This is a genomic window from Vibrio sp. V19_P1S1T109, from assembly GCF_002241375.1.
In the GTDB taxonomy this organism is placed as follows: Bacteria; Pseudomonadota; Gammaproteobacteria; order Enterobacterales; family Vibrionaceae; genus Vibrio; species Vibrio anguillarum.
The window spans coordinates 1-14,895 of record NZ_NDIM01000184.1 but is presented as its reverse complement, the minus strand read 5'-3'; the positions used below and the strand labels follow the sequence as shown (position 1 = coordinate 14,895).

At 43.5% G+C, this 14,895-nt stretch carries 12 protein-coding genes; 5 read left to right on the top strand and 7 right to left on the bottom strand.

Annotated elements, in window-relative coordinates:
* A partial coding sequence (locus tag B9J87_RS08805) for an ACT domain-containing protein (protein WP_303396261.1) occupies positions 1 to 240 on the bottom strand: 240 nt, incomplete at its 3' end.
* A 202-nt stretch (positions 241 to 442) separates the two neighbouring features.
* A complete protein-coding gene (locus B9J87_RS08800; RefSeq protein WP_017044301.1) occupies positions 443 to 1,381 on the bottom strand; it encodes a DUF3943 domain-containing protein in 939 nt (312 codons plus the stop codon).
* A gap of 156 nt (positions 1,382 to 1,537) precedes the next feature.
* On the opposite strand from B9J87_RS08800, the gene B9J87_RS08795 reads away from it, so the two are divergent.
* Both B9J87_RS08795 and B9J87_RS08790 read left to right on the top strand, forming a co-directional pair.
* Positions 1,538 to 2,776, top strand: coding sequence for a CinA family nicotinamide mononucleotide deamidase-related protein (locus B9J87_RS08795; RefSeq protein WP_094150273.1), 1,239 nt, complete (start codon positions 1,538 to 1,540; stop codon positions 2,774 to 2,776).
* Between the two features lie 263 nt (positions 2,777 to 3,039).
* Complete coding sequence (locus tag B9J87_RS08790) at positions 3,040 to 3,294, top strand: hypothetical protein (protein ID WP_013857001.1); 255 nt, start codon at positions 3,040 to 3,042, stop codon at positions 3,292 to 3,294.
* Positions 3,295 to 3,361: 67 nt separating this feature from the next.
* On the opposite strand, the gene yfaE is transcribed toward B9J87_RS08790, so the two are convergent.
* The 4 genes from yfaE to ubiG form a co-directional block, all read right to left on the bottom strand.
* Positions 3,362 to 3,640, bottom strand: a complete 279-nt coding sequence (yfaE, locus tag B9J87_RS08785; protein ID WP_013857000.1) for a class I ribonucleotide reductase maintenance protein YfaE — start codon at positions 3,638 to 3,640, stop codon at positions 3,362 to 3,364.
* Positions 3,640 to 4,773, bottom strand: coding sequence for a class Ia ribonucleoside-diphosphate reductase subunit beta (gene nrdB, locus B9J87_RS08780; protein ID WP_010318364.1), 1,134 nt, complete (start codon positions 4,771 to 4,773; stop codon positions 3,640 to 3,642). Before nrdB ends, yfaE begins: the two co-directional genes overlap by 1 nt.
* 68 nt (positions 4,774 to 4,841) lie before the next feature.
* Positions 4,842 to 7,124 (bottom strand): class 1a ribonucleoside-diphosphate reductase subunit alpha, encoded by a 2,283-nt coding sequence (nrdA, locus tag B9J87_RS08775; RefSeq protein WP_094150267.1) that lies wholly within the window; start codon positions 7,122 to 7,124, stop codon positions 4,842 to 4,844.
* A gap of 480 nt (positions 7,125 to 7,604) precedes the next feature.
* Complete coding sequence (gene ubiG, locus B9J87_RS08770) at positions 7,605 to 8,312, bottom strand: bifunctional 2-polyprenyl-6-hydroxyphenol methylase/3-demethylubiquinol 3-O-methyltransferase UbiG (protein WP_094150265.1); 708 nt, start codon at positions 8,310 to 8,312, stop codon at positions 7,605 to 7,607.
* A 294-nt stretch (positions 8,313 to 8,606) separates the two neighbouring features.
* On the opposite strand from ubiG, the gene gyrA reads away from it, so the two are divergent.
* The 3 genes from gyrA (at position 8,607) to B9J87_RS17755 (ending at position 13,635) form a co-directional block, all read left to right on the top strand.
* Complete coding sequence (gyrA, locus tag B9J87_RS08765) at positions 8,607 to 11,330, top strand: DNA topoisomerase (ATP-hydrolyzing) subunit A (protein ID WP_017044297.1); 2,724 nt, start codon at positions 8,607 to 8,609, stop codon at positions 11,328 to 11,330.
* 356 nt (positions 11,331 to 11,686) lie between these two features.
* Positions 11,687 to 13,333, top strand: a complete 1,647-nt coding sequence (locus B9J87_RS08760) for a methyl-accepting chemotaxis protein (RefSeq protein ID WP_017046166.1) — start codon at positions 11,687 to 11,689, stop codon at positions 13,331 to 13,333.
* Positions 13,334 to 13,458: 125 nt separating this feature from the next.
* Positions 13,459 to 13,635 (top strand): hypothetical protein, encoded by a 177-nt coding sequence (locus B9J87_RS17755; RefSeq protein ID WP_094150262.1) that lies wholly within the window; start codon positions 13,459 to 13,461, stop codon positions 13,633 to 13,635.
* 95 nt (positions 13,636 to 13,730) lie between these two features.
* On the opposite strand, the gene manA is transcribed toward B9J87_RS17755, so the two are convergent.
* Positions 13,731 to 14,895 (bottom strand): mannose-6-phosphate isomerase, class I (gene manA / locus B9J87_RS08750; protein WP_141201559.1); only part of this gene is annotated, 1,165 nt, incomplete at its 5' end.

The window sequence follows — 14,895 nt, the reverse complement described above, 5'->3', positions numbered from 1 at the left end:
ATGTACGTCAGAATCAACAATCTGCACCAGAAGATCGGGTTGTTCTCTAAATGCTTGTTGAACGATAACGGCATTTGAGGTCGGTAACTCTATTTTAATGACGGCAGCTACTTGGTTTTCAATAAAGTTCACTTTACTTATTAACCATTTTCCACCATTTTCATGAGTGATAGCGGCAAGATGTTTAATTGTGGCTGGTGTTGCACTGCCGACGAAATTGACGATAAAAGTACTGTTCATAATAGGCCTCCCATAGCAAGCTAACGAAAGATAAATCGTTGATCTTGAATTCCTTTCACTTCAGTGTAGAGGCCTATCTTAGATAAGACTTGATGAGAGTCAATTTTTTACATTTACGCAGTCTTTTGCTTGTCAGTATTCATACTTGGGCCACAAAAATAGCCTTGGCTTTAGGCATTGGCCTTGTGTTTAGCCCTGTTTTTTAGAAACTGACTTTGAGGTTAAGGCCATAAAATTGCGAATCATAGCTAGCGCCTGAGTCCAAAGCAAACTTTGCGGCATCTTGGTTGCCAAACCAAGGCGTGCCATTAAATTCTACTTCGGCATCGCCTCCCCAAGCATTTGATACCCAGCCATGGATATGTCCAACAGGGTTGAGGAAGAAAAGTGTGACATCACCCAGAGTCGATGAACCCAACACTTCACCACCTGTGGTAACAATATCTTGTTCCGCTTCAAACATCAGCTCACCGACAACCGCACCAAAAAAGGGCGTAATAAATAAGTCTTGCCATGACGGTATCTCGGCAAACGATTCTACGCCATATTCCCAAAAGAAAGTCGACATAACACCGGAGTAAAGAAAAGATTCAAACTCATTAAATCCAGCATGTCTTGCGGCTGTGTAGTAAACGCCGCCAAAGTAGGGGTGCATAATGTAGTTGAGATAATGCTCATCTCTATCCCAAGTGGGGCCGGATGATACGTTATCTTTCCATTTGCTGCCTATGCCGCTTATGCTGCGATCCTCTTCATCCCATTTGGTAATGGATGCAGGCAAAAATGTCATTAAACCAACGGTTGCTACGCTTAATCCTAAGATGGTGTAGGTTTGGCCTTTGAGATAGTCCCAGTCTTTTGTATCTTGCACGGTAAGATATTTAGGTAGCGCGGGCTCTTCAAGGTTTAGCGGTTGCGACTCTGCTAAGCTTGCTAAAAATGGAGAGTTCGATTGGTAAATATTCGGATCGTCATTAAAACAAGAAATTTGATTGCAGTCGACCGTATAGGAAAACTCAATGTGTTGGTTGAAATCGTATGCAGTGGCACTAGCACAAGCCGAAAACGATAACATCAATGGTATGATGCTTTTCTTTGACACGGAGGGCTCCAAAGTTTTGTTTTTAATGATCAGAATCACAATTATCTATTAAAGCGGCGGTGATGAAAACAGCAAATTATGTAAATAAGGAAACTTATGAGAAAAATAGCATTCAAAGCGTTATATATTGCACTTTATTCTCTGCCGTATTGATTGATAGCACACCTGTAAGCGTACACAAAAGGACACCATGATATGTTGAAAATAGCAATGTTAAGCACGGGTGAGGAAGTGCTCCATGGCGATATTGTCGATACCAATGCTGCTTGGTTATCCAGTGAGTTCTTCCAGCAGGGTTTTTCGTTAGTAAAACGATCAACGGTAGGCGATAGCCAGCAAGCCTTGGTTGAAGAGTTACTGATACTCAGTTTCAATAATGATGTATTGATCGTGAATGGTGGGCTCGGCCCAACGTCTGATGATTTAAGTGCGGCGGCGGCGGCTCAAGCGGCGGACCAAAAGTTGGTGTTGTCTGTGCTGTGGAAGCAAAAACTGGACGAATTTTTTGCGCAGCGTGGTGTTGTGATGCCAGAAAGTAACCTCAAACAAGCGATGTTACCTGAGTTCTCTGACATCATTGATAACCCAATAGGGACGGCTTGCGGCTTTAAAGTTCAGATTAATGATTGTGTTTGTTATTTCACCCCCGGAGTACCCAAAGAGTTTAAGCTGATGGTCTCTGAACAGATTTTACCTGACTTGCTAGCGACATACCCACAACAAACGGGATTAGAGTGCAGCCGTTTATTCACTCTGGGTTCATCGGAATCGGCCATTTCAGATAAGTTGGATCAATTAGTCTTACCGGAAAGGTATATGCTGGGGTATCGTTCTTATCTGCCTTTTATTGAGGTGAAATTGTTTGGTCCGAAAAGTGATTTAGAACGCCGAGTAAAACTACTACAGATCATCTACCAGCATTTGGAACAACATGTTGTGAGTGTCGATGAACCTATGCTCACGCATATCGGTCATTTAATGCAAGACAAAGGATTATCGATCTCTATTGCAGAACAAGCGACCAAAGGTTGGCTCGCCAGTTGGTTGTTAAGTAACGAGCAGGTGGAAGCGTTGAGCGGTCACTGCTGGATTTTGAGCCGCAACGTTGAATCGGGCTTAGGCGATCAAGATCCACTCGCGGCGTCATTAGCGCTTGCTGGCGCAACGAAGGAAAAGTGTTCTACTTCGTTATCGCTCGTGACTGGTGTATTAAATGATGATCAATTTAGCCTAGCTTTATCGGCTCCGCAGGGAGAGTGGGGACAGATCCTCAAATTCAAGCGTCGTTACAGCGCCGATGAGCAGAGGGAGTTAATGGGGACCATCGCGGCTGATATGTTACGCCGCTATTTATCGAATAAGCCTATTTTTGCTCAGTATGGGGCACTAATCTCCGTCAAAGAGATGTTTTTACCTGCGAGCGCCATTGGCTAATTAACTCAATGTGTTAGCGTATTTTTAAGCCTAAGCTGTTGATAATTAAGTGCTTTGTATTTAAATTGTATCGGGTGGTAACTGCATGATTTTTTAGCTTATTCCGTAGGTTCGGTGAGGTGCTTAGCTTATGATTATTTCGTCTAAAGACTAAGCTCATGATTTCACGCATCAGATAAAATTGTTTCAAAATTGGGTCTTTTTTGCACACCTTTTCTCTGTACACTGTCAGTCCGCTCGATGAAATTCAGCAGGAGGCTGACATGTTTAACCAATCGAAAATTTTAGTTTGGTATAAAGTTGCAAGTCAAAAAGTGATCTTAGGTGAGGCATTGAGTAATGAAATGAGTGATGTTGTTTCTTTGTGGCTCAACGCTCCATCAGACTTAGATACGCCTAGCTATCAAGGATATAGACTTTCATTGTTTGATGGGGATGGCAGAGAAATCGCTAACAAATCCGTATCAATGGGTACAGCTGATGGCATTCTTCTAGGAATGTATAAAGCCAGAGCATAGCTCTGGCTTTACCTTTTTAACGCGCCAATGTGTGATGCGTTAACAGTGCACTATTGGCAGATCGAGATTAGGCTCGCCTTGCTTTGGGTCGATAATTAACACCAGCAAGTTCCACGTGGCTTTTGGCTTTACAAATACAGGGCAATATTTCATTGCGCTCTGTGTAAGCCATCGCAAAACCAACATATTCCACTTCGCCTTTAACGAGCGTGCAGCGACAGGCACCGCAGTGACCATCGCGACAGTTGTACTCTGGCTCTAGCCCCGCACTCTCCATACTTTCCAATAAAGTATTGGAAGAGTTTGATTCTATGGTTGTAACTTTGTTGATTTTAATGGTCGCCATTACAGCTCAAAGTCCTCGAAGTCATTGGCACGAACTTCATTGTCAATTTGGCCTACAAGGTAGGAGCTGATTTCTGCTTCTTGAGGTGCAACTTGTACGTTGTCTGAAGACAACCACGCATTAATCCAAGGAATTGGGTTTGATGTTGCGCCGGGGTAGGCGATATCTAAACCAACCGCTTGCATACGAACGTTGGTGATGTATTCAACGTATTGGCACAGAATGTCTTTGTTTAAACCAATCATCGAACCATCTTTAAACAGATATTCAGCCCACTCTTTTTCTTGTTCAGCAGCCGCTTTGAACAAATCAAAACACTCTTGCTTGCACTCTTCAGCGATTTGTAAGAAGGCGAAATCGTCTTGTCCATTACGCAGCAAGTTGATCATATGCTGTGTACCAGTCAGGTGCAAAGCTTCATCACGTGCAATCAACTTGATGATTTTAGCGTTACCTTCCATCAATTCGCGTTCTGCAAAGGCAAATGAGCAGGCGAAGCTGACATAGAAACGAATCGCTTCCAACGCATTGACTGACATCAAGCAAAGATAAAGTTTGCGTTTCAGGTCACCCAAGCTAATTTTGACGCTCTCACCATTAATCTGATGTGTTCCTTCACCAAAACGGTGGTAGTCATTAGACAGTTGGATCAGATCATCGTAATAGTGCGCAATGTCTTTTGCGCGTTTCAATATGTGTTCATTTTCGACGATGTCATCAAACACAATACCAGGATCATTCACAATATTACGAATAATATGAGTGTATGAACGTGAGTGGATTGTTTCTGAAAATGACCAGGTTTCAATCCATGTTTCCACTTCAGGAAGCGAAACCAGCGGTAGCAGTGCCACGTTAGGGCTGCGACCTTGGATTGAATCCAGTAGCGTTTGATATTTTAAGTTCGAGATGAAAATGTGCTTTTCATGATCTGGAAGCTTGTTGTAATCAATGCGATCACTCGATACGTCGACTTCTTCTGGACGCCAGAAGAACGAGAGCTGTTTTTCTATCAGTTTTTCAAAAATTTCAAACTTTTGCTGGTCGTAACGAGCCACGTTAACCGATTGGCCAAGAAACATCGGTTCTTTGAGTTGATCATTCTTTTTTTGAGAAAAAGTACTGTAAGCCATAAATGCCTCAATCCCTTTTAAGCTCCCCTGCGTGGGGAGCATTATTGAATACGTTGAGTGAAATAGAGTTAGATCTTACAACCGCCGCCCGCACAATCATCATCTTGTGCCTGTACTGCGTCTTTTTGATCATCCTTCGCGCCATCACGAGTGTTGTGATAGTACAAGGTTTTCACACCAAATTTATATGCCGTCAGCAGATCTTGTAGCAACTGTTTCATTGGCACTTTGCCACTTTCATAAGCGCTGGGGTCGTAGTTGGTATTCGCGGAAATCGCTTGGTCAACAAATTTCTGCATGATGCCGACTAGGTGCAGATAACCGTTGTTAGAACCAATATTCCACAATAACTCATAGTTCTCTTTCAAATTAATGAAATCCGGCACGACTTGTTTCAAGATGCCATCTTTTGAGGCTTTTACTGAAACATAACCGCGAGGAGGCTCAATACCGTTGGTGGCATTGGAAATTTGCGAAGAGGTTTCTGAAGGCATTAACGCTGTTAACGTTGAGTTACGTAAGCCAAATTCCATGATCTCTGCGCGCAGCGCATCCCAATCATAATGCAAAGGTTCTACGCAAATTTGGTCGACATCTTTTTTATAGGTGTCTATAGGCAGCAAGCCTTTGGCATAATTTGTTTCATGGAATAGAGGGCATCGGCCTTGTTCTTTGGCTAACGCGACTGAAGCCTTCAACAGGTAATATTGCATCGCTTCAAAAGTGCGGTGTGTCAAACCATTTGCACTACCGTCCGAATATTTCACGCCATTTTTCGCCAGATAGTAAGCGTAGTTAATCACGCCCACACCCAATGTACGGCGATTCATGGTTGACTTATAAGCGGCAGGCAGTGGGTAATCTTGATAATCCAACAGTGCATCTAGCGCACGAACCACAAGATCAGACAACTCTTCGAAATCATCCAGAGATTGAATTGAACCTAAGTTGAATGCCGAAAGCGTACATAGCGCAATCTCACCTTCATTATCTTCAACATTAGACAGCGGTTTCGTCGGCAGTGCGATCTCCAAACAGAGATTGGATTGGCGAACAGGCGCTACAGACGCATCAAACGGGCTGTGCGTATTGCAGTGGTCAACGTTCTGGATGTAGATACGGCCAGTGGAGGCACGTTCTTGCATCAATAGGGAGAACAGTTCTACTGCTTTCACCGTCTCTTTTTTAATCGAAGTGTCATTCTCATATTGAACATACAAACGTTCGAATTCGTCTTGGTTTTCGAAGAATGCGTCATACAATCCAGGCACATCAGAAGGGGAGAATAGGGTGATATTACCGCCTTGAACTAAGCGAGAATACATCAACTTATTGAGCTGAACACCATAATCCATATGACGAACACGGTTCTCTTCAACGCCGCGGTTATTTTTCAATACCAGTAGCGACTGCACTTCACCGTGCCACAAAGGGTAGAAGACAGTGGCTGCGCCACCACGTACACCACCTTGAGAACAGCACTTCACTGCGGTTTGGAAATATTTATAAAAAGGAATACAACCCGTGTGGAATGCTTCACCACCGCGAATTTCCGAGCCTAATGCACGAATGCGGCCCGCGTTAATACCAATACCCGCACGCTGTGATACATAACGTACGATAGAGCTTGCTGTGGCATTGATTGAATCTAAGCTGTCACCACATTCAATCAACACACATGAGCTAAATTGACGGGTAGGCGTGCGCACGCCCGACATGATTGGCGTTGGCAGCGAGATTTTGAACATTGATGTTGCGTCGTAAAAACGCTTAATGTAATCGAGACGGTTTTCTTTTGGATATTTCGCGAATAAGCAAGCGGCGACCAAAATGTAGAGGAATTGGGCACTCTCATAAATTTGTTTCGTCACACGGTTTTGCACGAAGTACTTACCTTCAAGCTGTTTTACCGCGGCGTAAGAAAAATTAAGGTCACGTGCGTGATCGATATAAGTGTCGAGTTCTTCAAATTCTGCGCGAGTATAATCTTCGATAAGGTGCTTATCGTATTTGCCCATTTCAACCAAACGAGAGACATGGTTGTACAAAGTGGGTGGCTCGTATTGTCCGTAGGCTTTTTTACGCAAATGGAACACCGAAAGACGAGCCGCTAGATATTGGTAATCTGGCGTCTCTTCTGAAATCAAATCGGCAGCGGATTTGATGATAGTCTCATGGATGTCAGAGGTCGTAATACCATCGTAGAACTGAATGTGAGCTTTCAGTTCTACTTGTGATACAGAGACATTGTGCAGGTCTTCCGCAGCCCACGCGATTACACGGTGGATTTTCTCAAGATCAATTGTTTCTTTGCGTCCATCACGCTTGGTGACAGTAAGTTTTTGGTTCATTCTGCTTCATTTCCCTAACAAAACTGATTAAGGCCGTATTTTTGTAGAATTGTTGTAAATTTCATCGCGGCTTTGTGATCTGAATTTATCTATATATTGTAGTGCAAACACAACATATAGGGGTTCTTTGCTTTGCGAGTTACAAGATAGTGCTATCTGAAGCTCATTTCAAGTTACAGATCTGGGACAGCTTGTGGATAACTAGCAAAAATAAAAAAAACAGTTAGTACCCACTTACTGATGATCAAAGAGCCGATTTGATTGTAGAAAATTACCGTTTTGAGTTTGGTTTAGATGTAACCACAATCAAAAAAAAACTTCTTGATCTTTGAGGAAAAAAGGGAGCGATTTTCGATGTGGTTAAAATGGAATCTAGAGCACAAAAAACAGCCTAGAAACCGAGAAAAAATGTGCTATTCGGCTTAATTTTTAACGTGAGCAATACGCTATCGATAATGGCATATTAGATGACCACTGACTTTAAAAAAGCTGAGTATGAACGATGTAATTGACATCAACATTGCGCCCTAAACGGTAAGTATCGGTTAACGGGTTATAAAGTAGGCCTGTTATTCCTTGCTCTTGCAGGTTTGTTTTATCAATCATCTTAATCAGTTCCGATGGGCGGATGAATTTTTCATGATCATGTGTGCCTTCTGGAACAATGCGTAGCAACTTCTCTGCGCCCACGATGGCAAACAGGTAAGACTTAAAATTACGATTGAGCGTAGAAAAGAAAACATGACCGCCGGGTTTGACCAACGCAGAGCAGGCTTGAACAACGGACAATGGGTCTGGAACATGCTCAAGCATTTCCATGCAAGTGACAACATCATATGTGTGTGGGTTGTCAGCGGCGTGGTCTTCAATCGTACTTTGAATATAAGTGAGCTTTGTTCCGGTTTCTAAAGCATGTAAACGAGCGACTTCAAGCGGTTCTTTGCCCATGTCTAAGCCAGTCACTTGCGCACCTTCTCGCGCCATGCTTTCGGCTAAAATTCCGCCACCACATCCTACATCGAGCACCTTCTTGCCAAATAAGCCGCTGGCATTGACTAACACATAGTTCAATCTTAACGGGTTAATTTGATGCAGTGGCTTAAATTCACCATCCAGATCCCACCAGCGTGACGCCATCTCTTCAAACTTTTTAATTTCATTAAGATCAACGTTTTGTGCTTTAGTCATGTTAGATTCGCTCTTGCTGTCAAAATAGGCATCTTTAGTTGTGTGGGGTATTATAACCAGTTGATTATCACAGGCTACAGGTTATCTTTATTTCATTAATTTTTGGCTAAAATTTGGCCATTAATCAGCCGGGTATGGAATGAATGTGCAATTTCTCGGCACTTGATACACAACAAAGGTCACAACCTGATAAAAGGAAAGGGAAAGGGATGCCGAAGTAGTGAATTATGTGTTATATTTTTCGGCCTTGTACGTATCGAATATACGATCAAAAGATAGAGGGATAATGGCTCTATGAGCGATCTAGCTAGAGAGATCACGCCCGTAAACATTGAAGATGAGCTAAGAGGTTCATACCTAGACTACGCGATGTCAGTTATCGTGGGTCGTGCTCTTCCAGATGTGCGTGATGGCCTAAAACCAGTACACCGTCGCGTTCTATTCGCGATGAATGTGCTTGGTAACGATTGGAATAAACCATATAAAAAATCTGCCCGTGTTGTGGGCGATGTGATTGGTAAATATCACCCGCATGGTGATAGTGCTGTATACGATACGATTGTTCGTATGGCGCAGCCGTTCTCATTGCGTTACATGTTGGTCGATGGCCAAGGTAACTTTGGCTCGATCGATGGTGACTCTGCGGCAGCAATGCGTTACACCGAAGTACGCATGTCAAAAATTGCCCACGAACTGCTTGCCGATCTCGACAAAGAAACGGTCGATTATGTACCGAACTATGACGGTACAGAACAGATCCCTGCGGTTCTTCCTACGAAAATTCCTAACCTACTGGTGAATGGCTCATCCGGTATTGCAGTAGGTATGGCAACCAACATTCCACCCCATAACCTAACGGAAGTGGTCGAAGGTTGCTTGGCCTATATAAATAATGAAGACATCACCATTGATGAGTTGATGGACTACATTCCGGGCCCAGATTTCCCAACAGCAGCATTAATCAGTGGCCGCAAAGGAATTATCGACGCTTATAAAACAGGGCGCGGTAAAGTCTACATGCGCTCTAAAGCGGATATCGAAGTCGAGAAGAATGGTAAAGAAACCATTATCGTCAGAGAAATCCCTTATCAAGTGAACAAAGCACGCTTGATTGAAAAAATTGCTGAGTTGGTTAAAGAGAAAAAAGTCGAAGGCATCAGTGCACTGCGTGATGAGTCTGATAAAGACGGCATGCGTATTGTTATCGAATGTAAACGTGATGCGGTTGGCGAAGTGGTACTGAACAACCTTTACGCTCAAACACAGTTACAAACGACATTCGGCATCAACATGGTTGCGCTGGATAATGGTCAACCTAAGCTATTCAACTTGAAAGAAATGTTGAAATGCTTTGTTGATCACCGCCGTGAAGTGGTGACGCGTCGTACTATTTTTGAACTGCGTAAAGCTCGTGATCGTGCCCACATTCTAGAAGCACTGGCTCTCGCGTTAGCCAACATTGATGAAATCATCGAATTGATTCGCCGCGCAGCAACGCCAGCAGAAGCAAAAGAAGGCTTGATTGCTCGTGGTTGGGATCTTGGCAACGTAGCGTCAATGCTTGAACGTGCTGGGACCGATGCCGCTCGTCCTGAATGGCTTGAACCAGAATACGGTATCCGTGATGGCAAATATTTCTTAACTGAGCAACAAGCCCAAGCAATTCTTGAACTTCGTCTGCACAGATTGACAGGTTTAGAGCACGAAAAAATTCTTGATGAGTACAAAGCTCTTCTGGAAGAAATCGCTGAACTGATGCATATCCTTGCTAGCACTGAACGTTTGATGGAAGTGATCCGCGAAGAGCTTGAAACTGTTCGTGATGCTTTTGGTGACGCACGACGCACTGAAATTACCGCGGCAACTCACGATATCGACATGGAAGAACTGATTGCTCGTGAAGATGTGGTCGTTACACTTTCTCATGCAGGTTATGTGAAATACCAGATCCTCAGCGATTACGAAGCACAACGCCGTGGTGGTAAAGGTAAGAGCGCGACGAAGATGAAAGAAGAAGACTACATTGAGCGTCTTCTTGTGGCGAATACTCATGACCACATTCTTTGCTTCTCGACTCGTGGTAAGACATACCGTTTGAAAGTCTATCAATTACCGCTAGCGAGCCGTACAGCGCGTGGTAAACCTATCGTTAACATTCTTCCTCTGGAAGAAGGGGAACGTATTACTGCGATTTTGCCAGTCACTGAGTTTAGTGATGATAAGTTTATCTTTATGGCGACCGGTGACGGTACAGTGAAGAAAACATCACTTTCAAGCTTTGCCAACGTGCGTTCTAACGGTTTGATCGCGGTTAACTTGCGTGAAGATGACTCTTTGATTGGTGTGGACATTACCGATGGCAACAGTGAAATTATGCTGTTTTCTAAATTTGGTAAAGTGGTTCGCTTTAAAGAATCAGAAGAAACGCCAGTATTGGATGAAAATGGTCAGCCTGTTCTTGATGAACATGGCCAGCCAGAAATTAAGTTCAAAGGTGTTCGCGCCATGGGACGTACAGCGTCCGGTGTTCGTGGTATGAAGCTAGCAGAAGGCGACCAAGTGGTATCGCTGATTGTTCCTTCAAATGACGGCGACATCTTAACAGTGACACAAAACGGCTATGGTAAACGTACAACCTTAGGGGAATACCCAACTAAAGGTCGTGCAACTCAAGGCGTTGTTTCAATCAAGGTGTCTGAGCGTAATGGTCAAGTTGTCGGCGCAGTGCAAACTGAAGAAGGCGATGAGTTCATGATGATCACCGATGCCGGTACGCTCGTTCGTACTCGCGTCGCGGAAGTGAGCCAAGTGGGGCGTAATACTCAAGGTGTGACCTTGATTCGCACCGCTGAAGATGAAAACGTCGTAGGTTTACAACGTATTGAAGAAATTGAAGATGTTGAGTTACCAGAAGGTGAGGAATTGCCAGAAGGTGAAGCGAGCGTTGCAATTTTAGAAGTACAAAGTGACGCAGAAGAGGCTGACTCTGAACCGAGCAGCGATTCTGAAGACGAGTAATCGTTTCACATATCCACCTTTATTCTAAGGTGATAAAGAATAAAAGCCGGAGCATTGATTGCTTCGGCTTTTACTTCTAGCGAGCAGCCCATCCAACAAGTGAAGGATTTCCATTCAGCGTTGAAATCGTGGTGGTCTTTTTGAAAAGATCATCTGTGCCACAAATACGGCTGACTCCACATCTCTCATTCAACCTAAAATTGCCTATACTTAGCTATTGAGTTAACGTCATAAAAGTCATTAATTTAATTTTAAACGTTCTAGAAAAGATAACTTTTTAATAAATAAGAAACCATTCATTGGTTAAGATCTGTCCCCATCACATAATGGCGCTACAACTAAAAAGGATATAAAAGATGTTTGCTAATCGGTTTACCTTACAATCGCGATTAATTTTTGCGGTGTTATTACCTTGCGTTGCGTTGATTATTGTTGGAATGGCGAGCTTCAATAGCATGTCGACGATTCAACGACAGGCAGAACAGCTCTATCTCAATACGGCCGCGCCAATGCGTTCAATGGCTGAAGTTGCCTCTCGAATTCCCCGTATGCGGGTTGGTATCGATATGATGTTACTTCAAGAGACGTCGTTAAGAGATAAAAAGGGTGTCCTCACACGCGTGAAAGAGACACGTGACGAAGATATCCCTGAAATGAGGCAGTCTGTCGAGCACGCAGTTCAGTCACAAGTGGATCCAGAACAGCGTAGACAAGTTCAGCAGCTGTTGACTGACTTTGAAAAAATGGTCAGTACTCAACTTAATCCTATGTTGGCGGCATTTGAAAAGGGCGATCTAGATACGGCGCGCAACATATACCGAGATCAATATGCGGTTACCTATGGTGAACTGCGTAAAAAAGCCAATGTGATCCTCGATTCGCTACTAGAGCAGGCCAAACAGCAGAACGTCAATAGCCAAAAGAGTTATGCCCAAGGGCAAAATCACATGTTCATCATTATTGGTATTGGCGTGCTAATTTCGTTTGTCACTTCATTCTTTATTGTTATCGGCCTAAAAACGAGAGTGGCCAGCCTACAAAAATCGATTGCTTTGGCAGCTGAAAACATGGCGTTAGATGCTCGCATTGATTTAGGTGGTCAAGATGAGTTATCGAAAATTAGCGATAGTTTTAACGACTTCATTGAGAAAGTACATGTAGCGATCAAGCAAGTGGCTTCGAGTTCTTATGAATTAGCGAATACGGCTAACCAAGTTTCAGCTCGGGCGCTATTAACCAAAAACAACTGCACTTCGCAACGTGATAGAACAGTCCAAGTGGCCACTGCCATTCATGAACTAGGTGCAACGGTAGGCGAAATTGCAAACAACGCAGCTCAAGCTGCCGACGTTGCGAAACAGGCCACTCATCAGGCGGAAAATGGCACCACTGTAGTAGAGAAAGCACAAGTGCAAATTGCAGATTTGATCACTGAATTAGAGCAAGCTGCACAAGTCGTAGGCTCTTTGGCTGGTCAAGTGGTTAACATCAGCTCGATACTTGAGACTATTCGTAGCATTTCCGAGCAAACGAACTTACTTGCATTGAACGCAGCAATTGAGGCGGCGCGAGCGGGAGAGCAAGGTCGAGGCTTTGCGGTCGTTGCCGATGAGGTGCGAAATTTAGCAAGCCGTTCTGCTGCATCAACCGAAGAAATTCAAAGAGTCATTAATAACTTACAAGAAGAATCGAAACGAGCGGTTGGGGCAATGTCCCAAGGCCGAGAGCAGAGTTTGTTGGTGGTTGAACAAGCTGAAAATGCCAATAGTTCGCTAAAACAGATCCGCGTTTATATAGAGAATATTAGTGATCAAAACATTCAAGTGGCGACGGCAACGGAAGAGCAATCAAGTGTGGTCAGTGAAATCAACCGCACCGTTGAAGATATTAATCATCTCACCATGGAAACAACAACAGTAGCTGAGGAACTCACTGTCAGTAGCGAACATTTGAAAAAAGTTTCTAAGCAACTCGATAGCCTAGTGAATAATTTTAAATTGTAATTTTGATACTTTAGGCTTAGATATTAGAAATGTGATAACTATTCCATAACTTAACACGACATAAGACATGTCTATGAAAAATGGTATTATTTTTGAGAATTTTAGTATTTTTATAGGAATCGGTTGTGGACCCTGTGATATCGCAATTAAAGAAGGATTTTTATGCGCAGATTCGCTCTCTCAAAGACGGTCCGACATCTGAATCTCAAATGACCTTAGCACTGCTCACAGAAGAAGAGTTGCAACAACTCGAACAAATGTGGGTTGAACTGGCGGTTTGGAAGCAGTCGCAGAATATCTAACTGCCCACAAATTGATTAGCGCAAATTTTCGTAATAATCCCAAATAAAAAGCCAGCAGAACAGATGCTGGCTTTTTTTGTTTATCACGTCGGCTGTTAATTATACGCGCGTGCGACACGTCCAAGTGATGACAGTTGATAATGTTCAGCGTATGCGGGGATGAAGATTGAGTGACCTTTTTTCACGGTTAGAGACTCACCATTGTCATGGGTTAAGGTCGCATCAGCATCAATGGCAAAGATAATTTCGGCACTGTTGATTTTCACGTTAACTTGCGCGGCATTGAGGTAAATCGCAAACTTAAAATCGCGGACTGGGACAGGGAACAATAATGCTCCATTTTCTTCGATTGGTTTCAATAACAGGCTTGAAGCGGGTTTTTCTTCAAATAGCGTGCATGATGCGAGCTCTTCAATATCCATGTGTTTGGGTGTTAGGCCAGCGCGCAACACGTTGTCTGAATTGGCCATGATTTCAAGCCCGGTACCTTTCAAGTAGGCGTGTGGCGTTCTGGCGTCTAAAAACATGGCCTCACCCGGAGCTAAAGTGAGTACATTGAGCATTAATGGAGAAAATAGACCGATATCACCGGGGTACTGTTGTGCCAGCTCTAAAATGAGCTCAAAAAGATCATCATCTGAATGATGATGGGCATACGCTAATAATGCATTCACCGCATGTTCTTTTTTCTCGCCAGTTAATGATAGCAATGCACTAAAAAAGGTTTTTAAACCTTGTGATGTTGGGTTGTGTGCAAAAGCATCGACTAGGGTTGAAATCGCATTGATATTCAGCGTTTGAAATTGTTCAACAATCTCTGTGATTGGGCGAAACCCATTCATCGCTTGATAAGGGGTAAGGGCGTAAACCAATTCCGGCTTGTGGTTAGGATCTTTATAGTTGCGATGTCCGGCATTGAGTGGGATCCCCGCTTGGTTTTCTTTCTCAAAGCCAATTTCCGCTTCTTGCTTACTTGGGTGAACTTGAATCGAAAGGGCGTTCGCTGCGGCAAGTACTTTGAAAAGATAAGGTAACTCACCAAAGGTTGTTGCAGTAGCAGCAGAAAGAAACGCTGTTTTATCTTGGTTGATCATCTCAAGCAACGAAACAGGTTCTCCATTCACATGAATTTGTGAGCATCCATTTGGGTGTGCTCCCATCCAAATTTCTGCTTGTGGAGCCTTGGTTGGGTTAGCAATATCAAACAAGTGCTGAATCGAAGTCGTGCTTCCCCACGCATAGTTTTGGATGACATTGTCC